The sequence below is a fragment of the Rhodoblastus sp. genome (genome assembly GCF_019449565.1).
In the GTDB taxonomy this organism is placed as follows: Bacteria; Pseudomonadota; Alphaproteobacteria; order Rhizobiales; family Beijerinckiaceae; genus Rhodoblastus.
Window position 1 is genome coordinate 30,942 of sequence record NZ_JAGRPM010000024.1, and the last position, 21,885, is coordinate 52,826.

Annotated in this window: 18 protein-coding genes; 8 read left to right on the forward strand and 10 right to left on the reverse strand. The window is 64.5% G+C overall.

The annotated features are described in order from the left end of the window. Positions 1-8: 8 nt before the first annotated feature. From QZ409_RS05430 to QZ409_RS05440, 3 genes are all read right to left on the reverse strand, one after another. Entirely contained in the window at positions 9-452 is a 444-nt protein-coding gene (locus QZ409_RS05430; RefSeq protein WP_296707606.1) for a DUF6481 family protein, read from the reverse strand. Between the two features lie 141 nt (positions 453-593). Further along, complete coding sequence (locus QZ409_RS05435) at positions 594-1,295, reverse strand: peptidoglycan-binding domain-containing protein (RefSeq protein WP_296707608.1); 702 nt, start codon at positions 1,293-1,295, stop codon at positions 594-596. Further along, positions 1,288-3,105 carry a PAS domain-containing sensor histidine kinase gene (locus tag QZ409_RS05440; RefSeq protein ID WP_296707610.1) on the reverse strand — a complete coding sequence of 606 codons (1,818 nt, stop codon included), beginning with the start codon at positions 3,103-3,105 and terminating at the stop codon, positions 1,288-1,290. The genes QZ409_RS05435 and QZ409_RS05440 overlap by 8 nt, the downstream gene beginning before the upstream one ends. Before the next feature lie 327 nt (positions 3,106-3,432). Between QZ409_RS05440 and QZ409_RS05445 the strand changes: the two genes are divergently transcribed. Further along, complete coding sequence (locus tag QZ409_RS05445; protein ID WP_296707612.1) at positions 3,433-3,786, forward strand: hypothetical protein; 354 nt, start codon at positions 3,433-3,435, stop codon at positions 3,784-3,786. Between the two features lie 141 nt (positions 3,787-3,927). Here the strand turns inward: QZ409_RS05445 and QZ409_RS05450 are convergent, their stop codons facing one another. Next, positions 3,928-4,347 (reverse strand): MucR family transcriptional regulator, encoded by a 420-nt coding sequence (locus QZ409_RS05450; protein ID WP_283366039.1) that lies wholly within the window; start codon positions 4,345-4,347, stop codon positions 3,928-3,930. On the opposite strand from QZ409_RS05450, the gene QZ409_RS05455 reads away from it, so the two are divergent. Continuing rightward, positions 4,327-4,737 (forward strand): hypothetical protein, encoded by a 411-nt coding sequence (locus tag QZ409_RS05455; RefSeq protein WP_296707617.1) that lies wholly within the window; start codon positions 4,327-4,329, stop codon positions 4,735-4,737. The two genes, QZ409_RS05450 and QZ409_RS05455, sit on opposite strands and share 21 nt — an antisense overlap. Positions 4,738-4,876: 139 nt before the next feature. Next, positions 4,877-6,973, forward strand: coding sequence for a S9 family peptidase (locus QZ409_RS05460; protein ID WP_296707618.1), 2,097 nt, complete (start codon positions 4,877-4,879; stop codon positions 6,971-6,973). 35 nt (positions 6,974-7,008) lie between these two features. Here the strand turns inward: QZ409_RS05460 and QZ409_RS05465 are convergent, their stop codons facing one another. Then, positions 7,009-8,328 (reverse strand): hypothetical protein, encoded by a 1,320-nt coding sequence (locus QZ409_RS05465; protein ID WP_296707619.1) that lies wholly within the window; start codon positions 8,326-8,328, stop codon positions 7,009-7,011. Between the two features lie 216 nt (positions 8,329-8,544). Here QZ409_RS05465 and QZ409_RS05470 point away from each other — a divergent pair, with 216 nt between their 5' ends. Beyond that, the gene (locus tag QZ409_RS05470; RefSeq protein WP_296707621.1) at positions 8,545-9,144 is read left to right on the forward strand and encodes a superoxide dismutase; all 600 of its coding nucleotides are present in this window, start codon (positions 8,545-8,547) and stop codon (positions 9,142-9,144) included. Between the two features lie 43 nt (positions 9,145-9,187). Here QZ409_RS05470 and QZ409_RS05475 read toward each other — a convergent pair whose 3' ends face one another. The 3 genes from QZ409_RS05475 to scpA are packed head-to-tail and all read right to left on the reverse strand — an operon-like array spanning position 9,188 to position 13,124. After that, complete coding sequence (locus QZ409_RS05475) at positions 9,188-10,492, reverse strand: glycosyltransferase 61 family protein (protein ID WP_296707623.1); 1,305 nt, start codon at positions 10,490-10,492, stop codon at positions 9,188-9,190. Next, positions 10,489-10,956, reverse strand: coding sequence for a GNAT family N-acetyltransferase (locus QZ409_RS05480; RefSeq protein ID WP_296707626.1), 468 nt, complete (start codon positions 10,954-10,956; stop codon positions 10,489-10,491). The genes QZ409_RS05475 and QZ409_RS05480 overlap by 4 nt, the downstream gene beginning before the upstream one ends. Continuing rightward, complete coding sequence (gene scpA, locus QZ409_RS05485; RefSeq protein WP_296707643.1) at positions 10,953-13,124, reverse strand: methylmalonyl-CoA mutase; 2,172 nt, start codon at positions 13,122-13,124, stop codon at positions 10,953-10,955. Before scpA ends, QZ409_RS05480 begins: the two co-directional genes overlap by 4 nt. Positions 13,125-13,365: 241 nt before the next feature. On the opposite strand from scpA, the gene QZ409_RS05490 reads away from it, so the two are divergent. Genes QZ409_RS05490 through QZ409_RS05500 form a run of 3 tightly spaced genes read left to right on the forward strand, consistent with a single transcriptional unit; the run spans position 13,366 to position 15,432 of the window. Further along, positions 13,366-14,337 (forward strand): hypothetical protein, encoded by a 972-nt coding sequence (locus tag QZ409_RS05490; protein ID WP_296707628.1) that lies wholly within the window; start codon positions 13,366-13,368, stop codon positions 14,335-14,337. Then, positions 14,330-14,914, forward strand: a complete 585-nt coding sequence (locus QZ409_RS05495; protein WP_296707630.1) for a chromate transporter — start codon at positions 14,330-14,332, stop codon at positions 14,912-14,914. Before QZ409_RS05490 ends, QZ409_RS05495 begins: the two co-directional genes overlap by 8 nt. Then, positions 14,911-15,432 (forward strand): chromate transporter, encoded by a 522-nt coding sequence (locus tag QZ409_RS05500; protein ID WP_296707631.1) that lies wholly within the window; start codon positions 14,911-14,913, stop codon positions 15,430-15,432. Before QZ409_RS05495 ends, QZ409_RS05500 begins: the two co-directional genes overlap by 4 nt. A gap of 57 nt (positions 15,433-15,489) precedes the next feature. Here the strand turns inward: QZ409_RS05500 and QZ409_RS05505 are convergent, their stop codons facing one another. Together QZ409_RS05505 and QZ409_RS05510 are read right to left on the reverse strand one after the other, a co-directional pair. Beyond that, positions 15,490-18,420 carry a bifunctional [glutamine synthetase] adenylyltransferase/[glutamine synthetase]-adenylyl-L-tyrosine phosphorylase gene (locus tag QZ409_RS05505; RefSeq protein WP_296707633.1) on the reverse strand — a complete coding sequence of 977 codons (2,931 nt, stop codon included), beginning with the start codon at positions 18,418-18,420 and terminating at the stop codon, positions 15,490-15,492. Next, positions 18,417-19,865: an ATP-binding protein gene (locus QZ409_RS05510; protein WP_296707635.1), complete on the reverse strand. Its 1,449-nt coding sequence runs from the start codon at positions 19,863-19,865 to the stop codon at positions 18,417-18,419. The genes QZ409_RS05505 and QZ409_RS05510 overlap by 4 nt, the downstream gene beginning before the upstream one ends. A 246-nt stretch (positions 19,866-20,111) precedes the next feature. On the opposite strand from QZ409_RS05510, the gene QZ409_RS05515 reads away from it, so the two are divergent. Continuing rightward, positions 20,112-21,885, forward strand: a 1,774-nt coding sequence (locus QZ409_RS05515; protein WP_296707639.1) for a DNA translocase FtsK, incomplete at its 3' end; no start/stop codon positions are given.

Genomic DNA, 21,885 nt, shown 5'->3' on the forward strand with positions numbered 1-21,885 from the left:
GCAATGAATTAGCGATAGCGCCGCTGTTCAGCCTTGGATTCCGCCTTGCGCCCCTTGCGCGCGGCGTAGCGGGCGTCGCGTTCGGCTTTCTTTTCGCTTTCGAGCAAAGCTTTGGCCTGAACCGCCGCTTCCTCCTCAAGCTCTCGCCGCGCGGCGTCGACGGCGCTCTCCGCCTTTCGCGCCTCTTCTTCGGCTTTCAAACGAGCCTGCGCCGCCGCATCTTTTTCGGCTTGCTGACGGGCCAGTTCCTCGGCCTTGGCGCGCAAACGGGCGTCCCGTTCGGCAGCGCGGGCCTCGCGCGCCGCAGCGATTTCCCGGCGCTGCGCCTCGCGAGCGATCACGGCGGGATCGTCGGCGGCAGGCCTTGCCTTGAATTTTTCCAGCAAAGCCTTCTTGGCTTCAGCCGTCGATTTCTGTCTGTCCTGAAAGCTCGCGCCTTTGAAAGCCGGCATTCTCATCCTGTTCTGATCGAGATTGGGAATGCAACCTGTATGCGTCGCGGTTCGAGACGTCAATTTTTTCCGCGTCGTCGACCATTACGAACGAGCCGAGCCTCGACCGTTGAAAGACCGGAGGGAGAGACGCTTTCGGCCTTAATCGACCGGAAGGCCGGCGCGCGCGGAAAGCAGGCGGCGCGTTTTGGCGTTGAGATCGCCCGTCACGGGAAGGTGATTGTCGCGCTGGAAGGCTTCGACCGCCTTGCGCGTCGCGACGCCATAATCGCCATCGGGCTTCACAGGCGCGCCGAGCTTCCGCAGCGCGCGCTGCGCCGCCGTTACGCTCCTGTCCGAAGCTTCGGGCGTCGCGACGCCATTGCCTGCGATCAGCGCGCCGATCGGGTCGCGTGTCTTCTTGACCGGCGCTGTGGCGGCCGGGCTGGCGGGCGCGCTGGCGGGCTCGTCATCGACCGCGGGCGGCGAAAACGCGGCGCCCTGGGCGGGATTGACCGGCTGCAGGGGCGCGCTCGGAATCCGCTCCGTCAGCAGGGCGTCGATCGAAGACGGACGGACGGGCGGCCTCGGCGGCTTTGGCTGCTCGATCTTTACCGTCGAGCCGAACAGAGGCGCGGGATGGCGACCATGCTGGAGGAACATGGCGTTGACGGCGATGCCGCCCAAAAGAACGCAGAGCAGCCCCGCGCCGAGCGCCGGCGTGCGATAGCGCCACAAGGCGGCGAGCCGCGACGGACGCGCCCCGGCGGCGGCCTTTTGCCCCTTGCCGGTTTTGCGGGCGCTGGGCCGGCGCGGTTCAAGGGCGACGAAATCGAAATCGGAAGCGGCGGCGATTTCACGCAATTTTCTTCACCGTATCGTTAGGGCGTGCGGCGTCGGACGCCGCGAGCGGGCGACCGCGCCGCGCCAGGGTTTCAATCTTCACATAATTTCCGGCTTGTTTGCGTCCCTCGCGGCAATCGAATGGCAGCCGCACGGTGACGCAGGCCCCTTCCGTGGGCGCGCTCTCGAAGGTCATGGACCCGCCATGCAATCCGACAAGGCCGCGCACGATGGACAGGCCGAGCCCGGCGCCCTCATAAGGACGGTCATAGGTCGACTTGGCCTGGAAAAAGGGATCGCCGAGGCGGTCAAGATCGGCCTGGGTCACGCCGATGCCGGTGTCAGACACGGCGATCTCGACAAAGGCGCCGTCGGCGCGGACCTGAACCGCGACGCTGCCGCCCTCCTGCGTGAATTTGATCGCATTCGACAGCAGGTTGAGCAAGATCTGCTTGCAGGCGCGCTTGTCCGCGACGATCTCGCCGATCTGCGGCAGGCAGGAGCGGGTAAGCGCGATCTTCTTTTCCTCCGCCTTCAGCTTCACGACGTCGCAGCAAAAATCGATCAGGCCGGGGATGTCGAAATGTTCCGGCTCGATCTCGAAATTGCCGGTCTCGATCTTCGACACGTCCAGAATGGTATTGACTAGGCTCAGGAGATGCTGGCCGGACTGATGGATGATGCCGGCATATTCGCGCTGGCGCGCCGGGTCCTTCGGCGCCATCGCCGGATTGTTCAGCATTTCCGAAAAGCCGATGATGGCGTTCAGGGGCGTGCGCAATTCGTGGCTGACATTGGCGAGGAAACGCTCCCGCCAGGCGTTGGCCAGCTCGCTCTCATGGCGCGCTTCCTGCGCCAGAGCATGGGCTTCCTTCATCGGCGTGACATCGCGCAGGATCGCCATGACGGCGCCCTCGGCGGCGCGCGAGCGATGTGCGCGCATATCGACCCAGATGTAGCGGGGCGCGGCGTGCTCATCCTCCTGCCCGGCTTCGTGTTCGACCCGCAAGCGGAACTCAGCCTGAGAAATCTGATCGCCGAGCCGACCTTCGGAAACGGCCTTCAGGAAGGCCGGGCGGTCGGCGACGAGAACGCGCTCGAACAGGCCCCGGCCGAGAAGATCGCTGCGCGCGGGGCGGAAGGCGTTGGCGGGATTGGTGATGAAATCGACGACGGCTCCGGTGCGGTCGAGCTGGACCACGAGATCGCCGACGGTTTCGGTCAATTCCCGATAGGCCGCGATGCTGGCGCGGGCGTTACGGTCGCGCATCTCGCCCATGCGCGCGCTCCAGGCGGCGAGAAGCCCGCCATACATCATGGCGGAGACGACCGTCGCGAGGTCGACATAGGCGCCGCTTTCGCCATGGGGCGAGAGCACGCCGAGATAATTGGCTGCGATCATCGCCAGCATGACGGCGAGCGAAGCGACCGCGCCCGCATTGGCGAAGCGCGGCATATCGCCCAGCGCCGCCTCGAGCGGGCCGAGCAGGAAACACGCGACCGCCCCGATCGTGATCGCGCCATTGGCGAGCGTCAACACGACGCCGAGCAGCAAGGTCGCGCCGACGCAGATCGCCTGCGCGATGTCGAAACGGCCATAGCGATGCAGGGCGTAGACGCCGACCAGCGGCGCCAGCAGGAAGGCGAAAGCGACCACATCCCAGCTGCTCGGAGCGCCGCGGACCATCAGGAACACGGGCGCAAGAGCCATGAAGGGCATGGTGAGGGCCAGGCGCAATGAAATGAAATGATTGCGGCGCCAGCGCTCGAATTCGCCAAGCTGCGCGGCGGAAGCCGCCAACGCAGGCCTTTGCACATTACCGTGCGACATGGGCCTCTACTCGATACCAACCATGCGCCAGAAGACGCATTTCATCGAACCAATTTGCGCCTCGCCCGTTAAGTGACCTCTAAGACGTGGGCAAATCCTCCGGCTTCTGAAAGCATTATTGTCCGGATATGGTTTCAGCTTTGTTTCTGTAATGTCGCCAAAAAATTAAAATGCGCTAAAAGCGCGGGGCAGCATTTGAGCGAATGTTTTGATCCAATTGCGACGCGCGGCTGCTAGGCTCTTTTCAGACGATCCTCCCGACGCGAACATTGGCGACCGGACGGCGATCATTCTGAAAACAGCGGCATGCGCCGCAAAGGCAAACATATGTTCTTGCTGCGTTGCCTGTTCTGGCTTGGACTCGCGTTCAGTCAGATCGCCCAATTGGAAGGAACGACCGCCGCCTCGCTCGCCGGAGAGGCGACGGGCGCGGCTGGTGATCAGGCCGCCGCGCTAGGGCAGATGGCCGCGCAGGCGGCTCAAGAGACATGCCGCGTCGAACCCGCGAAATGCCTGGAACTGGCGGCGCGGGCGGGCGGCGCGATCAAGAGCGGGAGCGTGGCGCGCGAGGGCAGCGCCAAGGCGAGCGATACGAAGCGGGTCGATGCGAAGGGGCGCGATACCCTCACCCAAGCCGATCGCGCCCCGGCATGGCGCGAAATTCGTCTCGCCGGCAAGTAGGCCGGCGCGGGGCGCCAGCGGGCCTCACAGGGCGATGTCACAAGAGGCGGCGACACAGAAAAGGGCCCGGCGGCTTGTCGCCCCGGGCCCTTATCAATTTCATCGATGTCAAAGTCGCGGCGCGCCGCGCCGCAATGTCGATTATTTAGCGCGGGTGCGGCGACGCTGCTGGCCGAGACCCATCTGCTTGGCAAGGTGGGAGCGCGCCTTGGCGTAGTTGGGCGCCACCATCGGATAATCGGCGCCGAGGCCCCACTTCTCGCGATAGTCTTCCGGCGACATGTTGTACTGCGTGCGCAAGTGACGCTTCAGCGACTTGAACTGTTTCCCGTCCTCAAGACAGATGATGTAATCGTTGGTGATGGATTTCTTGACCGGAACCGCAGGCTTGGGCGCTTCGGTTACCGTCGGCGCGACGCCGCTCGTCACGCGCAAAAGAGCGGCGTGCACATCGCTGATGAGGCCCGGAAGGTCAGATACCGGAACAGAATTGTTGCTGACATAGGCGGAAACGATATCCGCGGCCAGATCAATGTAATTTTGCGCACCCGCGTCGCTCATGGCTTCGAGGCTTTCCTTGAGACGGTTGAATTCATTTTGCAAGACGCCCGCGCGGCGACGACTGCCGCAGCGAATACGCTGCCCGGAGCAATTCATTTGCCCCTTAAGCTTCTAGATACGGCAAGAAGTAATGTTTTGCAATATCGTCGAAAGGGCAATTTCCGATTTTCTTCACAAACATGGTTTTGCCGGTTCCCGCTCAACAGGAAATGTGAACAGGACCTAAATAAAAGGGCGAATTATGCGGCGCAGCGAAATCCTGAAATGCATGATTTATTGCGTGAAAATAGCGTGAAACGGCTGAAGGCAGCAGGGAAATCCGGTCATGCTGCAACGCCGCGCAACGGAACCAAACCGACGACTATTCCTCCGCTCCGGCCCAAGTCATGACGCGCGCAAGGCCATATTTATTATCGGGTTACGAAAGAATAAGACTTTCGCGACCGCAAGCCAAAGAATTTGGCGAAACGCGCCGGCAAAGAATAATGTCTGCCCGCGTCCATTCCACTTCCAGAGAAACGATCGCCATATGCCGCCTTTCGCCAGCGCCAGCTCCTTCACGCCCCCGCGCGCCGAGCGCCGCCCGCATCGTTTCACCGCTCATGGCGTGGATATTTGCGACGATTACGCCTGGATTCGCGCAAAAAACTGGCGTGAAGCGATTCAGGACCCAGCCGTCCTCCCGCAGGAAATTCGCGCGCTGCTGGAGGCGGAGAACGCCTATGCCGATTCGGTCCTGGCCGATCTCGCGCCGCTTGCCGACAAAATTTACGCCGAAATGGAAGGGCGCATCGATGAGACCGACAGCGACCCGCCCGCGCGCGATGGCGACTGGCTTTATTATCGCCGCTACCGGGCCGAAGGCCAGCATGAGCTGATTTGCCGCAGGCCGGCCGCCGGCGGCGAAGAAATCATTCTTCTCGACGGCGACCGCCTCGCCGAAGGCAAGGATTTCTTCGATCTCGGCGAGGCCATCCATTCGCCCGATCACAAACTGCTGGCTTATAGCTGCGACGAACGCGGGAATGAGCTGCACCGCATTCGCTGGCTCGACCTCGCCAGCGGCGCGGAAGGCGCCGATATTGTCGACCATTGCGCCGGAACCATCGTCTGGACCCGCGATTCCCGCGCCTTTCTCTATACGCGCATGGACGACGACTTCCGCTCCGCGCAGGTCTTCCTGCATCGGCTCGGTTCAGAGCCGGCGACCGACCGCCTGATCCTTTCGGAGACCGACCCAGCCTGGTTCGTGCATCTTCGCGCCGCCCGGTCGCGCGGCCACGCGATCGTCAAGATCAGCGACCATGATTGCTCGGAGTGCTGGCTCGTCGATCTCGAAACGCCCGAAGCCCCCGCCCGCCTTGTCCTGCCACGACGCGAGGGCCTGCGCTACGAGGTCGAGCCGGGCCGGGACCGCCTCTTCATGCGAACCAATGCGGACGGCGCCTTCGATTACAAGCTCATGAGCATCGCGCTCGACGCGCTCGATCTCGGCGAATGGCGGGAGGAGGTTCCGCACCGCCCCGGCCGCATGATCTTCAACGCCACGGCTTTCGCCGACTGGCTGGTCTGGCTGGAGCGCGAGGATTGCAAGCCGCGTCTGATGACTAAAACCCGCGACGGCGTCGAAGAAGAACTGCATTTCGAGGCGCCCTGCCATCATCTGCGCCTGCAGCGCAATTTCGATTTCGAACAGCCGATCCTGCGTTTTTCCTATTCCTCGCTGACCGAACCGGAAGAAATCTACGATTACGATCTCGCGACGCGGGCGCGGGTTTTGCTGAAACGGCAGAAGGTTCCCAGCGGACACGACCCTGCGGCTTATGACTCGCGCCTCGACTTCGCCACCGCGCCCGACGGCGAGAAAGTGCCGATTTCCATGGTCTGGCGCCGCGACCGAAAATCCGGCCCCGGCCCGGTTCTGCTCTATGGCTATGGCGCCTATGGGTCCGCCCTGCCCGATTCCTTCGACGAGACTCTGTTCAGCCTGATCGACCGCGGCTTCCTCTACGCCATCGCCCATGTGCGCGGCGGAACCGAGAAGGGCTCGCGCTGGTATGAGGATGGCAAGCTGGAGCACAAGGCGAACACATTCACGGATTTCATCGCCTGCGCGCGCCATCTTTGCGCGCTTGGCCTGACAGAGCCGGGAAAGATCGTCGCGGAGGGCGGCAGCGCCGGCGGCATGTTGATGGGCGCCGTGGCCAATCTCGCCCCGGAACTGTTTGGCGGAATCATCGCCGAGGTGCCCTTTGTCGATGTCGTCAACACGATCTGCGACGCCAGCCTGCCGCTGACGCCGCCGGAATGGCATGAATGGGGCAACCCGATCGAAAGCGCGGAGGTCTTCCGCCGCCTGCTGTCCTATTCACCCTATGACAATGTGAAGGCGCAGGCCTATCCGCCCATGCTGATCGAAGCCGGACTGACCGATCCGCGCGTGACCTATTGGGAGCCGGCCAAATGGGCGCAGGCCTTGCGCGCGCGCATGACCGGGGGCGGCCCGATCCTGCTCAAGACCAATATGGACGCGGGCCATGGCGGCGCGGCGGGGCGTTACGACGGACTGGAGGAGGACGCCCTGCGCCAGGCCTTTGCGGTCGCTGCGGTCGGCGCCGAGACTTGAGGCCGAAGTCCTGACGCGAGCTGGAAGGCCCGCGCTCAGGACTTTTCGATGAAGCGTTTCAACTCGTCCATCGAGGCGAAACGATAGACGCCATGCGCGGTTTCCGCGTCAATCGAGCCATCGGCATACATAGTGTAATGGGTGCCATGCGCCTCATAGCTGCCAATGATGGCGGGACGTGGCTCGAACTCTTCCTCCGGCGCAGGTTCGGGCTCAGGCTCAGACTCCTGTTCCGCTTCCGGTTCCGGTTCCGACGGATCGAGCTTTGCCGGAGCGGCGGGGAGCGCGGGATATCGTCCAAGCTCCCGGCCCAACTCTTGCGCCAGCGCATATTCTAGGTCCGCTCCGAGTTCGGGCTCGGGCTCAGGTTCCGGCTCCGTGGGCTCGGGCGCGAAATCCGGCTCGGGCGCCGGCGGAGCTGTCAGGTTCGGCTCAGACCAAAAAGCCGGCTCCGGCCTGGCTTCGGGGGCTGGAATGTGATCGTGGGTCTCGCCGAAAGGCTCGGCTTCGCGTTCCGCCTCGCGATCCCCGGCTTCGGCCTCAGGTTCGCGCCAATAAGGCGCAATAGCGGGTCTGGCCTCGGCGAAGCTTTCGGGTTCCTCGCTTTCAGGTTTCGTGCTCTCCGGTTCCGCACTTTGCGGTTCTGCGCTTTCATGGTCCGAAGGCTCGACCGCCTCTTTCTCGGCGACCGCCTCATGCGCGATGGCCTGCTCCAGCCAATCGACGTTTTCCTCGACGGAAGGCTTTTCCGGAATGGCCGGCTGCTGCTCGGTCCGGGCGCTGGCGTAAGTGGAGAGATGGGTGGCAGCGCGGGTCATCCAGACCGGCGGCTTGGCCGAGGGGGCTTCCTCCCGGGGAAGAGGCGCGCCCTGCTCGGCTTTGGCCCAATCCGCCGATGGCGGCTTCCGCCAGCTTTCCGGCGAAAAGGTCTCGTTCACGAAAGGCTCTGAAGAAAAATGCGCCGGTTCGGCGGGCTCGGGCTCGATTTCCTCCGGATTGGCGATACGCTCCGGCTCGACCGGAGCCGGAACCGGGGCGGAGGCGGCAAGAGGCGGGGCAAGTGGCGGCGAGGCAAGTGGCGCGGCTTCCGACGCCTCGGCCAGGGGCGAACCATTGTTCCGGCCTTTCGCCAGAAACAGCGCCGATTTCGCGACCGAGGCGGAAATGGCCGCCAGCTCCCGCAAAGCAAAGCCGAGGGCGATCAGGATCAGACCAGCGCAAAAGGCGATCGTACCCGAGATGACAAGGGTCCAGCCACGTTCGATCTGAACATAGCCGTATCCGTTCCAGGCGACGGCCAGTCCCACAAGGAACAGGAAAACGCCGAACACAATGACCGTACGATCCGCTTTCACGCTGAGGAAAACCTTTCTCCGCGAGACAATGTTCAGGCCGCAAGAGCCGTGAATCAACAATATAAAAGCAAATTGCTTAAATTTGATTCCATCATTTGGGCCAATTCGTCGCTTTTGCAACCTTGCGCTGCGGGAGCGATCTTTCTACGTTTGGCCGCCGCCCCTCCCGGGTCGCCGCGCCGCCTTAGCCGGCGCAAATTTCCTCAGGAGAGATATATGTCTTTCGTTCTCGATCCACTGCCCTATGCCTATGATTCGCTGGCCCCGCACATGTCTGCGGAAACGCTTGAGTTCCATCACGACAAGCATCACGCCGCCTATGTGAACAACGCCAACAATCTCATCAAGGGCACAGAATGGGAAGGCCTGCCCATCGAGCAGGTCATCACCGGCTCTTTCGGCAAGAATCCGGCGGTGTTCAACAATGTCGCGCAGATCTGGAACCATGCCGAATTCTGGAAATATCTGAAGCCGGCTGGCGGCGGCAAGGTTCCCGGCAAGGTCGAAAAGGCGCTCGTCGAGGCGTTCGGCTCGGTCGAAAAGGCCCTGGAAGAGCTGGCCAACGCCGGCGTAACGCAGTTCGGCTCGGGCTGGGCCTGGCTGGCGGTCAAGGACGGCAAGGTCGCGGTCTCCAAGACCCCGAACGCGGAAAATCCGCTGATCCACGGCGCGACGCCCATCCTGACCGTCGACGTCTGGGAACACGCCTATTACATCGACTATCGCAATCGCCGTCCCGACTTCGTCAAGACCGTCCTCGCCAATCTGGTCAACTGGGAATATGTCGAAGCCCAGTATGAGAAAGCCGTCGGCTGATCTCACGCCAAAAACGGGCCGCCGCTCAGGCGGCCCGCAAAACTCAGCCCAGCTGATCGACCGCCTTGCAGATCGCGGCGACATCCGCCGTAAAGGCGAAATCCGGCGACGGCGCGAAACGATCCCCGCGCGAGAGCTGTTCTTCCCGCGAAAGCGCCTGGAATTGCACGACATGCTCCAGCCCGAGCATGGCGCATAAGTGAGACGACCACGGGTCGTGCTGGCCCTCGCTGATGATCTCGACGACTTTGGCGCCGGGCGGGCAGAACACCACATTGGCCAGCGCCGCGCCAAATTCCGCGACTACCAGATCCGCGCGCGCGAACAAGGTGACCTGCTGGTCGAAGCTCAACAGTTCCGGCTGAACCGCGACGACGCCCCGCGCGGCGAGCGCTTCCGCCAAGGCGTCGCGGTTTTTCAGCGCGCGCCCATGGCCCTGGCCGCGGACGAGATAGAACCGCCGTGGCAGCGAGGCGTGACGCTCGATTGGAACATTGGCCTTGATCGTGTCGAATGTCCGCTTCGCCTGCGGATGGGCGATATGGGCGCCAAGACCCGACAGGCGATTGCTGACGACCGGATGATCCAGCAGATGGGTCTTGCAAGGGACTTCGCGAATGCGTCCCGGCCCGACGCCCAGCCGCGCCAGAATATCCTTCTGCCAGGGCTTGAGCGGCCATGACAGCATGGGCGCGCCGATCTCCTTGCCCAGATGGACCAGCGGAACGACATCCAGCAGGTAATGGCCGAAATTCGGCGCCTCGGATTGCGCCACGATCAAATGCGCATCCAAGATGCGCGGCGCGCTTTTCAACAAAGCAGGGTGAAACCTCAGCCCGGTCCCGCCCGCGCCTTCCGCCGTCGCGCTAACGCATTTCACCGTCCGCAGGCGATCCGGCCGGAAGGGGCCGGTGAAAGAATGCGGCCAGATCCCGCCCCCGGGCGAGAGCATCAGGCCGGAGCGGGAAAACCAGAAATGCGGCCCGGGATGCTCCAGCGTCAGGCCCGGCGGAACCACCTCGTGATCGACATAGTGAAAGCCGTCGGTATCGGCGGAATTGCGGCTGAGTGGATGGAGGCGCACAGCGACCCGCGCCTCGCCATAGACAAGGCATCGCGTCCGCGGCCCGGGCATTTGGCCCTCATAGGGAACCAGCGGCAAGGAAGCGGCAGATTCGATCTCGACCGGCGCGCCGGGAATGAATCTGAGCAGGAACTGGCGGGCAGGCTCGCGAATCTTGCGAATGGGTTCGCGCAGAGCCTTGCTGGTCGCGCGCGACAAAGCGCGGCGCCAATTCTTGCGGCCACGGCGCCCCCCGCCCTTCCCGGTCGCGTCGGACCCGCTCACGCCAGCGTTTTCCTCAGCTGGAAGCGGGTCGAGCCCCAGGGAAAATCCTCCATGCGGGCATATTCAACATAGCCGCGCCGGGAATAGAAGCCCGGGGCCTGATAATCGAATGTGGCCAGGATAGCCCATTTGCAGCCGCGCCGCAGAGCTTCGGCCTCGGCCTCGGCGAGCAAGCGCGCGCCCAGGCCCCTGCGGCGATAGGCTTCCTCGACCCAGACCAGATCCGTCGCCAGCCAGGCCCCGACGATCACTCCCTGCAACCCGCCGCGCACGCGCCCTTCGGCGTCGCGCGCGACGACGCAGAGATGGTTGCTCGGATCGCGCACCGGGTCCGGCCCGATGCGCGATTCGTTGAAGCTCGCCAGACCGCTCAGCAGGATGATCTGCGTCTGCTCGTCCGGCGGGTTCTCCGTCGCGACGAGAAAACCATCCTCGCCCGCGCGCTGGGCCTCGGCCTGAATCATTCGGCGGCGGCTTTGGCGTAACCGAGGCGGCTGTTCAATTCGTCGATCAGCTTGCCCGCGGCCTCCGCGATCACCGTGCCGGGCGGGAAGATCGCCGAGGCGCCGGCCTTATAAAGCGCATCGAAATCCTGCGGCGGAATCACGCCGCCGACCACGATCATGATGTCGGAGCGGCCTTCCTTCTCCAGCGCCGCCTTCAGCTCCGGAACCAGCGTCAGATGGCCCGCCGCCAGCGAGGAAATGCCGACGATATGCACGTCATTCTCGACCGCCTGTCGCGCGGCCTCTTCCGGCGTGGCGAATAGCGGGCCGATATCCACGTCGAAGCCGAGATCGGCGAAGGCCGAGGCGATCACCTTCTGGCCGCGATCATGGCCGTCCTGGCCGACCTTGGCGACCAGAATGCGCGGCCGGCGGCCGTCGTTCTCGACAAAGGCGTCGACCTGCCCCTGAACCTTGGCGATGGCGGTGGAATTCACGCCGGCCTCCCGCTTGTAGACGCCGGAAATGCTCTTGATTTCCGCGCGATGACGTCCAAAAACCTTTTCCAGCGCATAAGAGATCTCGCCGACCGTCGCCATTTTCCGCGCCGCCTCGATAGACAAGGCCAGCAGATTGGCGCCGCTCTTGGCGCCCTCGGTCAAGGCGTCCAGCGCGGCTTGCGTCTCCGCCTCGTTGCGCTCGGCCCGCAGGCGCTTCAGCTTTTCGATCTGCTGGGCGCGCACGGCGGCGTTCTCGACCTTCAACACGTCGATCGGCCGTTCGTTCTCGGGACGGAACTTGTTGACTCCGATCACCGCCTGCTTGCCGGAATCGATGCGCGCCTGCGTCTTGGCGGCAGCCTCCTCGATGCGCAGCTTGGGAATGCCGGCCTCGATGGCCTTGGACATGCCGCCGAGCGCCTCGACTTCCTGAATATGGGCCCAGGCCTTTTCGGCCAGTTCGGCGGTCAGCTTCTCGACGTAATAGGAGCCGCCCCAGGGGTCGATGATCTTGGTCGTGCCCGATTCCTGTTGCAGGAAAAGCTGGGTGTTGCGGGCGATGCGCGCCGAGAAATCGGTCGGCAAAGCGAGGGCCTCGTCGAGCGCATTGGTGTGCAGCGACTGGGTGTGGCCCTGCGTCGCGGCCATGGCCTCGATCTGCGTGCGGACGACATTGTTGAACACGTCCTGCGCGGTCAGCGACCAGCCTGACGTCTGGCTGTGCGTGCGCAGCGGCAGGCTCTTTTCCGATTGCGGATTGAACGTCTTGACCAGATTGGCCCAGAGCAGCCGCGCGGCGCGCAGCTTGGCCACTTCCATGAAGAAATTCATGCCGATCGCCCAGAAAAACGACAGGCGCGGCGCGAACTGGTCCACCGTCAAGCCAGCCCCAATGCCCGCGCGTAAATATTCGACGCCGTCGGCGAGGGTATAGGCGAGTTCGAGATCCTGCGTCGCCCCGGCTTCCTGCATGTGATAGCCGGAGATCGAGATCGAGTTGAATTTCGGCATATTCTGCGAGGTATAGGCGAAGATGTCCGAAATGATGCGCATCGAATCCTTGGGCGGATAGATATAGGTGTTACGCACCATGAATTCTTTGAGAATATCGTTCTGGATCGTTCCGGAAAGCTTGGCCGCCGGCACGCCCTGCTCTTCCGCCGCGACAATATAGAGCGCCAGCACCGGCAGGACGGCGCCGTTCATCGTCATGGACACGGACATCTGGTCGAGCGGAATACCCGAGAACAGGGTCCGCATGTCATAGATCGAATCGATCGCCACGCCCGCCATGCCGACATCGCCGCCGACGCGCGGATGGTCCGAATCATAGCCGCGATGGGTGGCGAGGTCGAAGGCCACCGACAGGCCCTTCTGGCCCGCCGCCAGATTGCGGCGATAGAAGGCGTTGGAATCCTCGGCCGTGGAGAAGCCGGCATATTGCCGCACCGTCCAGGGCTGGTTCACATACATGGTCGGATAGGGGCCGCGCAGGAAGGGCGCGGAGCCGGGGAAGGAATCGACCGAGGCCAGCCCCTCGAGATCATCGGGGCCGTAGACGCTCTTTACCGAAATGCCTTCCGGGGTCAGCCAGGGCTCGGCGGAAAAGGCCGGCGGCGCGGCGCTCTGGTCCTTGTCGAGAGCGAGTGTCGAGAAATCGGGAATGCGGGTCATCGAAGCTTCCATCATTCAAATATCCAACATCGCGCCTCGTCGAACGCGCGGGTGGTCACTTTTTCTCTTATACGCCGCTCATTATCGCGGCGCCATACGCTATCAGTTGAGCGCGCCCGGCGGCTGAAACCCGCCTGACGGATTTTGCGCGCAAGCCCAACACACGTATTTGCCTCGGTTTTTTTAACTTTTGCGGGTTAAGCTTGGCTGTCCGCGACGCCATTGAGCGCGCGACGGGCTTGGGACGTTTCGAATGGCCGATGAGAAACAGAATTCCGCCAAAGCGCTTGCGAAACAAAAGAAGAATAAGGCCATTAAACGGGCCGGCGTCACGCTGCTGCCCGCGTCTCCGATCGGCGTTTACCAGGACGGCGCTCCATTCGACCAGGTGCAATATCTGGAGGCCAAGCTGATCCTGAAGCCGGACAATTTTACCTCGGTCCAGGCCTTCCGGGATTTCGGCGCGATCGTGAAACGCACCGCCGAAGATCTCGGCGTCGGCTTCATCGAACATCCGGAAATGAATCTGCGGCCGGAAATCCGAGAGATCGTTTTCGGCGACACGCCGGATTTCCGGCTCTACAACAATGCCTTCATCCTTCGCCGCCGCATCCGCTATGTCGACGGTTTTCCCGTGGGCGATCCAGAAATCGTCCTGAAATACCGGCACCCCGATGAGCGCGCCGCCACGGAGATGGACGTCCGGCCCAGTATCGATGGCAAATGCAAGATCAAGTTCAAGGCGGAGGCGCTGCCGCTCAAGGATCGGACCGGCGGCTACCGCATCCTGTTTTCGCATAATTGCCAGTTCGGACTGAGTCAGGCGCGCAAGCGCGACGGGTTGAGCATGGGGACGCTGGCGAAGGTCTTCCCGGCGCTGCGACTCCTCGGCGGCGGCGACAAGGAGCGCATCCTGGTCGTGAACGAAGGGATCGTCGAGGAGGTGCTTCGCCCGCTGGGCACGCTCGATTTCGGCAAGGGCGTCGTGGCGAAATGCGATGTCTCGCTGTGGCGCACGCGCGGCGAGCACAAATCGCTGGTCGGCGAATTCGCTTTCCAGGTAAAGTTTGGCAGCCGGGAGGCGGTCGCCGAAAAGCCCAAACGGCTCGCTGGCGCGTTCTACATGACCTTGCAGAAGGAAGTGGAGGACTGGCTGGCGCTGGGCGTGACGAAGACGGCGATGGTCTATCGTCTCAAAGGCAACGAGCCGCAAAGCCATGAGTGACATAGCGAAACAGGGCGCGGAGGCGGCGCCGGCCGTGTCGGTCGCGCGTATTTTCCGCGAGTTCCTGATCATCGGCGCTATCAGCTTCGGCGGCGCCGTGCCTTATCTACGCGGCCGGCTCGTGGAGACCGAAGGCTGGGTCGACGATAAGGAATTCGTCGAGATGCTGTCCATGAGCCAGACTCTGCCGGGGCTGAACGCGACCAATCTCGCGATTCTGGTCGGCCAGAAGCTGCGGGGCGCGCCGGGCGCGGCGGCGGCGATTGTGGGGATGTGCCTGCCAGGAGCCGCGCTCATGTATGTCGCCGGCATCCTGTATTGGCGTCACGGCGACCACGCCGCCTCAGCGGCAACCTTGAAGGGGGTCGCGGCGGCTGCCGTCGGACTGGCGCTGTTTACCGCGATCCAGCTCGGGCGGCGCTCGCTCGAAACCCGCGCCGATCTGGCATTCGTGGCGCTTACGGTCATCGCGGTGGATCGCTATCATGTGTCGGTGCTATGGGCGCTTCTTGGCGTGGGCCTGATCAGCATCCTGTGGCGTCATCCGCGCCGCGCAAAGTCGGCCGGGAGCCAATGAGCCAGCTTCCCGCGCTGATCCGCGTTTTCGCCTATCTGTCCTTGCTGGCGGTGGGTGGAGGCATGGCCGCCTTTCCGGAGATGGAATATCTCAGCGTCGATGTGCACCACTGGCTCACCAAGGAACAGTTGATCCATCTCTATTCGATCGGCCAGATGGCGCCTGGGCCGAACATGATGATGATCGTCGCCATCGGCGATTGGGCGGCTGGCGCGCTCGGCGCGCTGGCGGTGCTGCTGGCGTTTTTTCTGCCGACGGCGCTGCTGACCTTCGCCGTCGGGCGCGGCTGGAAGCGGCTGGAATCATGGCCGTGGCGGGATTCGATCCAGGCAGGACTCGCGCCCGTGTCGATCGGCCTGCTGCTCGCCGGCTGCTATACGATGGCGAAGGGCGCGATCTTCGGCGTCGAAACCGCAGCCATCGCGGCGGGCGTGCTGCTGATCCTGCTGCAATACAAGATGAATCCGGCATTGCTCGTGGCGGCCAGCGCTGTCATTGGCTACCTCTCGTTCCGATAGGCGCCCGAGGCTATCCGACATCGCGCGCGTCGCATGTTGTGCGCGGCGCGCGCGCCTTCAGCCCTTCGCCAAAACCCGCGTGAAAATGCGCCGGATTTCCTTGCGTTTGGCCGTCAGCTCCCTCTCCAGCAAGGCGAAATCGGGCAGGCCGATCGCGGTGGCGATGCGGCGCTTGACGCCTTCGGCGGCGTGACGGGGGTCCGCGCCCTCGTCCAGGGCCAGCCGCAGCCATTGGGTGACGCCGGAATAAAGCGCCAGCGCGCCAAGCAGGCTCTCCGCCGTCGCCGCATCGAGAAATCCGGCCTCGGCGGCGCCTTTCAGAATATCCGCCGTCGCCGAAGCCCGCAGCCCCGGCGCCTCGGCGCCATGGGCGAGCGTCAGATATTGCGCGATGAATTCGACATCGAGGAGGCCGCCCGAGGCGAGCTTGAGGTTCCAGGGATTGTCCTCGCCCTTTTCCTTGCCGATCAGCGCGCGCATGTCGCGCACAGCCTTGGCGAGCACAAAAAGGTCGCGCGGGTGGAAAAGCGTTTCGGCGATCAGTTGAGAGGCCTCGGCGGCGAGGCTGTCATCCCCCGCGATGGGCCGCGCCCGCGTCAGCGCCATATGCTCCCAGATTTCGGCCTCGGAGGCCTGATAGGACCGGAACGAGGCGATCTGCGTCGCCAGCGGCCCCTTGTTGCCCGAGGGCCGCAGCCTCATGTCCACCTCGAACAATTTGCCACGCCGGGTCGGCGCCGTCAGCGCCGCGATCAGCCGCTGGGTGAGGCGGGTGTAATAGACAATGGCGTGCAGGGGACGCGGGCCAATGGATTCGGCGCGCTCGGGGTCGAAATCGTAAAGCAGGACGAGGTCCAGGTCAGAGGTCGCCGTCAGTTCCCGCGAACCGAGCTTGCCGAGGCCGAGAACGACGCAACGCCCGCCCGGAACCTCGCCATGTTCAATCGCGAAATTGGCTTGCACCTGCGCCAGACAGGCGCGCGCGACGGCTTCGGCGAGCGCCGAATAGGCCCGCGCGGCCTGCTCCGGCTCGATCAGCTCCGCGAACAGCCGCAGGCCGATCATGAAATTCTCTTCGCTGGCGAAGACGCGGGCCGCATCGAGGAAGGGTTCGAGCCCCTGGTCGCCTTCATGGAAGCGGGCGAGGCGCCGCGAAAAATCCGCGACGTCCATCGGCGCGGCGGCCACGCCCCGATCAATGGCGACGTCGAGCACATGCGGGCTCTGCGCGATCACCTGCGCCAGACGCGGCGCCCCGCCAAGAATATCGGCGAAGAATTGCAGCATCGGCTCGTGCGACTTCAGCAATGCGAACAGCTCCGACGCGGCGGGCATGCGCGCCAGCGCGGCGTCAAAGGCCACCATGCAGGAATCGGCGTCGCCGGATTTAGAAAAGGCTTCGAGCAAAGCCGGGACGAGTTCGGTCAGGACTTCGCGGGCGCGGGCGCTGCGCACGGCCGGACGCCGACCAAAATGCCAGCCGCGCACGGTTTCGGCGGCCAGCCCCGGGTTGCGAAACCCCATGTCCCGCAGGGTTTCCAGCGTTTCGGGGTCGTCAGTCGCGCCGGTAAAGACCAGATTGCCCGCGCGCGTGTCGAGGCCCGGCGCATGTTCGAAAAGGCGCGCGTAATGTTTCTCGACGGCATGGAAATGCCGCAACAGATCGCGCGAAAAGCCCGCGACGCCGGGATAGCCGCAGAAGCGCGCGAAATGTTTCAGCGCCTCCTCGTCCTCGGGCATGCGCTGGGTCTGCTGATCGTTCAGCATTTGCAGCCGATGCTCGACCGCCCGCAGGTAAAGATAGGCGTCGGAAAGCTCGTCCGAGGCCTGCGGAGTGATCCAGTCGTCGGCGCAGAGCTGGCGCAGCATGTCCAGCGTCCGGGCGCCGCGCAAAAGCATGCGGCGCCCGCCGAAAATCAGTTGCTGGGTCTGCACGAAAAACTCGATCTCGCGGATGCCGCCGCGCCCCAGCTTCACGTCATGGCCGCCGACGGCGATCTCGGCATGGCCCTTGGCGGCGTGAATCTGCCGCTTCATCGCGTGGATATCGGCGATGGTCGCGTAATCGAAATATTTGCGCCAGATGAAGGCGGCCATTTCGCCGAGGAAGTCTAGGCCCAAAGCCAGGTCCCCGGCCACGGGGCGCGCCTTGATCATGGCGGCGCGCTCCCAATTCTGCCCAAGCGTCTCGTAATAATGGCGGGCGGCGTCGAGCGAGACAGCGGCGGCCGTCGAGCCGGGATCGGGCCGCAGGCGGAGATCGACCCGCAGCACATAGCCATCGCCGGTGCGCTCCTGCAGCAGCTTCACCAGATGCTGGACGATGCGCAGGGAATTGGCCTTGACCCCCGGCCCGGCGCCAAGGACGGGCGAGCGCGACTCATAAAACACGACAAGATCGACGTCAGAGGAATAGTTCAGCTCCATCGCGCCATGCTTGCCGAGCGCCAGCACGACGAGGCCGCAGCCATGTTCCGGCTCGGCCGGATCGACCAGCGCCAGCTTGTCGCCGGAAAGCCGCAGGGCGACGCGCAAACCCGTGGCGACGAAACGGTCTGCCGCGCGCGACAGCGCCTTGGTGGCGGCGACGACGTCCCACTCCCCCGCGAGATCGGCGAGCGCGACGATGAGCGCTGTCTCCTGCTTCGCCTTGCGCAGCAGGCTCTTCGCCTGGGCCTCCGTGCAATCGGCGAGATTGCAGGCGGAAAGCCGGCGCAGCGCCTCGTCCAGCGCGGCTTCCGGGGATTGCTGGCGGATGCGCAGCAACCGTGCGGGATCGCGCCGCGCCAGGCCCCACAGGAATGGCGACTGGTCGGCGATCCCAACCAGAACCTCCTCCAGCAAGGGCCAGTCCGGCAAGGCGCGCAAAGCCGAGGAGCAATCCTCGCCCGCCGAGGCGAGCATCTCCGCGACCCGGACGCGCGCCACCGTCAGCTTGACCGGACGGGGGCGAGACAAGGCGTTGGGCGTCTTTTTTATTGTTTTCACGACGCGCTCCCCTCCCTGCGACGTGGCAGCGCCAGCACGACGCGCAGGCCCGGCGCATTGTCCTCGACGCGCAAGGCGCCCTCATGAAGCCGCGCGACGGCGACGGCGAGCGAGAGGCCGAGGCCGGAGCCCGGCCTTGTGCGGGAGGCCTCCAACCTCACGAAACGCTCCAGCACCCGCGCGCGTTCCTCGGCGGGAATCCCTGGCCCGCGATCGGCGACAGAGATCTCCACCTTGTCGTCGGCGATCGCCACCGAGACGCAGACTTCGGCGGCGGCGCCGGGAAGCTCGGGCGCGCCATATTTCAGGGCGTTGTCGATCAGATTGGCGAGCGCCTGCCCGATCAGCTCGCGCTGGCCGCGAATCGGCGCCGGGCTTACGGCCTCAACGCTCAGGGCCACGCCCTTTTCCTCCGCCGCCGGCTCGTAAAGCTCGACCATGTCGCTGACCAGCTCCGCGGCGTCGAGATCGGTGAAATTCTCGCGCGAGGATTGCGATTCGGCGCGGGCGATCATCAGCAGGGCGTTAAAAATGCGGATCAGGTCGTCGGATTCCTCGATCACCTGCTCCAGCGCGGCGCGGCAGCCGGCCTCGCCACTGTCGATCTGCAAGGCCTGCTCCGCATTGTTGCGCAGCCGGGTCAAAGGCGTGCGCAGATCATGGGCGATATTATCCGACACCTGCCTTATGCCCTCCATCAGGCTGGCGATGCGGTCGAGCATGGCGTTGAGATTGCGCGCCAGACGGTCCAACTCGTCATTGGCGCCCGATAGTGGCAGGCGGCCCTTGAGGTCTTCCTCCAGCAAAGTCGCCGCCTTGGCGCTCATGGCGTCCACCCGCCGCAACAGGCGGCGCGCGACGAACAACCCGCCGAATGTGGCGATCACAAGCAGCCACAGCAATGAGGTGAACAGGGCCGAGCCAAGAATGTGGCGCAGCCTTTCGCGGTCTTCGAGATCATGGCCAATCAGCAGGCGAAAGTTGCCGGGCAGCTTGAAAACGCGGGCGATGGCCCTACGCGGGATGTTGGGCTCGCCGAGGCGCTCATAGGTCGTCTCGACAGCGGCGGGCTGGTCGAACACGCCGGCGGGCAGGTCGATCACATTGCCGGCGACGGCGACGCCATTAGGCGCGGCGACGAGATAGATCGAGGCGCCGGGCGCCCGCGAGCGGCGCTCGACGACCGCGACCAGCTGATTAAGCCCGCCGTCCGCATATTGGTCAGCCAGCCCCTTGATCTCGGCGTCGATGGTCTGGCGCATCTGGTCATTGATCAATTCGCGGACATTTTCGCCGACATGTTCCAGCACGAGGGTGAAGCCGAGGCCGACGATGACGAAATAGGCGATGGCCAGCTTGAAGGCGGTGGTGCGGAAAAGCCGCCCCCAGCTCTTGATTCGCGCGCAACCGCGCAAAAAGCCGCGCCAGACCCTCGCCAATTTCATCGAATCCCGTCCCTCGCGGCCTTTGCAGCGCCTTGTCCGAGGCACAATCCGCGATCCGCGAGCGGCTCGCAAGTTACCGATTGGCAAGGCGCCGAAAGGCCATGCGTGAAGGCGCGCAAGTCGCCCGCTCCGAAACCGGGCGTTAACCGTGAAGGCCCCATTCTCGCAGCCGAAACGCCCCCGAAGTTGCTCTAAGGATTCGTCCTGGCGGCGGGCGTCGTACTGCGTATTCAAGGCGATGCCTGCATGCTGATGACACTCGACCAATGGCTGGCCCGCTTTTTCGGCGCCGGCCGTCGCGCCGACCGCCCGGCGCCTCTCTCTCAACGCGCCTCCTTCGGTCTCGACGGCATGGAGATGCGCCAGATCGACGCCAATTTCGAATTGCAGGAATGGGACGAGGAGCCTGAGTCGGAGCCCTCGCCCTATCGTCCCCATTTCCGCCGCCCGCGCGCCGTCTTCGTCGATTCGAGCCAGGATTTTGCGCCGCGCGCGCCGGTCGCCCTGCCCCCCGCCGAGTGGGCACCGCCCGCGCCGCCGGAGCCGGACTATCCGCCGCAACATTTCATCCCCGCCGAACAGGATGAGCGCGTCCGGCTTGAGGCCATGGCCGCGCAAAAGTCGCGCGAGATACTCGCCGCCGCCCAGTTCGAGCCGCAGTTCCAGTCCGACATCGTCGTCGCCTCGCCGCAGGAAGGCCCCGCGCCGAAATTCTGGCGCGCCGACCAGCCGAACGTGCGCTTCACCCGCACGCCCGAAGCCTCCATCGCCCGCCGCCTCGCCGAGGAGGAGGCGCAGCGCCGCGCCGCCGAGGAAGAATCCCGCCGCATTGAGGAGGAGGCCCGCCTCAAGGCCGAAGAACAGACGCGCCGCCTCGAAGAGACCCGCCTCGCCCAGTCCCACGCCATCAACGCCCCCAAGCCGCGCGTGCGCTACGCCCGCACGCCCGACCGCGTGATGCAGGAACGCAATGGGGTGAAGCCCCAGCCCGAGCCGGAAAAGGCGCCTGAGATCGCCGCGCCCGAGGCCGCTGAATCGCTTTCGCCGGCGACGCTCGCCCCGGTTTCCGTCGCCCCGCCCGTTCCGGCCCAGAACCTGACTGGCTTCGGCGCCTTCGGGGCCATGGGCGCGCGCTTCACCTTCAGCGTCGGCTTCGGCGGCATCTCCGCCCCCGCGCCCGCCCCTGCGTCCGTTCAGGCTCCCGCCGCGCCCGAGCCTGTCGCCGCAGCCCCGATCGCCGCAGAAACTGAGAAACCTGCGAAAATGCGCCTGCGCGTAAAAGCCGTGGCCGCGCCGCTCGAAGCCGCGCCCGAGCCCGTCCGGGTGGCGCCGGAGCCCAACGAACCGGCCAGGACCATCAGGCGGGTCAAGCCCGCCAATGGCTTCCTCGAACGGCTCGATTTCGACGCGACGCAATATGAGCCGCTTTCGGTCGAAACCTTGGCCATGCCGCCGGTCCAGCCCGTCGAGGAAGAGCCGGAAGACCAGCTTGAGGTCAACGCCGACGCGCTCGAAAAGACTCTGGAAGATTTCGGCGTGCGCGGCGACGTGCTCAACGCCCATCCCGGCCCTGTGGTGACGCTGTACGAGTTCGAACCCGCGCCGGGCATCAAGTCGTCGCGGGTGATTGGCCTCGCGGACGATATCGCGCGCTCCATGTCGGCGGTCTCCGCCCGCGTGGCGGTGGTGCCGGGGCGCAACGCCATCGGCATCGAGCTGCCCAATCCGCGCCGGGAGACCGTTTACCTGCGCGAATTGTTCGCCTCGCCCGATTTCGCCGAGACCAAGCACAAGCTCGCCATCGCGCTCGGCAAGACCATCGGCGGCGAGCCGGTCATCGTCGATCTCGCCAAAATGCCCCATCTGCTCGTCGCCGGAACCACCGGCTCCGGCAAGTCCGTCGCCATCAACACCATGATCCTCTCGCTCTTGTATCGGCTCAAGCCGCAGGAGTGCCGGCTCATCATGGTCGATCCCAAAATGCTGGAGCTGTCCGTCTATGACGGCATTCCGCACCTCC

Coding starts and splice junctions, on each gene's coding strand:
- QZ409_RS05490 (WP_296707628.1), top strand. CDS start 13,366: ATGGCCGATGAGAAACAGAATTCCGCCAAAGCGCTTGCGAAACAAAAG.
- QZ409_RS05470 (WP_296707621.1), top strand. CDS start 8,545: ATGTCTTTCGTTCTCGATCCACTGCCCTATGCCTATGATTCGCTGGCC.
- QZ409_RS05430 (WP_296707606.1), bottom strand. CDS start 452: ATGCCGGCTTTCAAAGGCGCGAGCTTTCAGGACAGACAGAAATCGACG.
- QZ409_RS05445 (WP_296707612.1), top strand. CDS start 3,433: ATGTTCTTGCTGCGTTGCCTGTTCTGGCTTGGACTCGCGTTCAGTCAG.
- QZ409_RS05480 (WP_296707626.1), bottom strand. CDS start 10,956: ATGATTCAGGCCGAGGCCCAGCGCGCGGGCGAGGATGGTTTTCTCGTC.
- QZ409_RS05495 (WP_296707630.1), top strand. CDS start 14,330: ATGAGTGACATAGCGAAACAGGGCGCGGAGGCGGCGCCGGCCGTGTCG.
- QZ409_RS05440 (WP_296707610.1), bottom strand. CDS start 3,105: ATGTCGCACGGTAATGTGCAAAGGCCTGCGTTGGCGGCTTCCGCCGCG.
- QZ409_RS05500 (WP_296707631.1), top strand. CDS start 14,911: ATGAGCCAGCTTCCCGCGCTGATCCGCGTTTTCGCCTATCTGTCCTTG.
- QZ409_RS05450 (WP_283366039.1), bottom strand. CDS start 4,347: ATGAGCGACGCGGGTGCGCAAAATTACATTGATCTGGCCGCGGATATC.
- QZ409_RS05510 (WP_296707635.1), bottom strand. CDS start 19,865: ATGAAATTGGCGAGGGTCTGGCGCGGCTTTTTGCGCGGTTGCGCGCGA.
- scpA (WP_296707643.1), bottom strand. CDS start 13,124: ATGGAAGCTTCGATGACCCGCATTCCCGATTTCTCGACACTCGCTCTC.
- QZ409_RS05460 (WP_296707618.1), top strand. CDS start 4,877: ATGCCGCCTTTCGCCAGCGCCAGCTCCTTCACGCCCCCGCGCGCCGAG.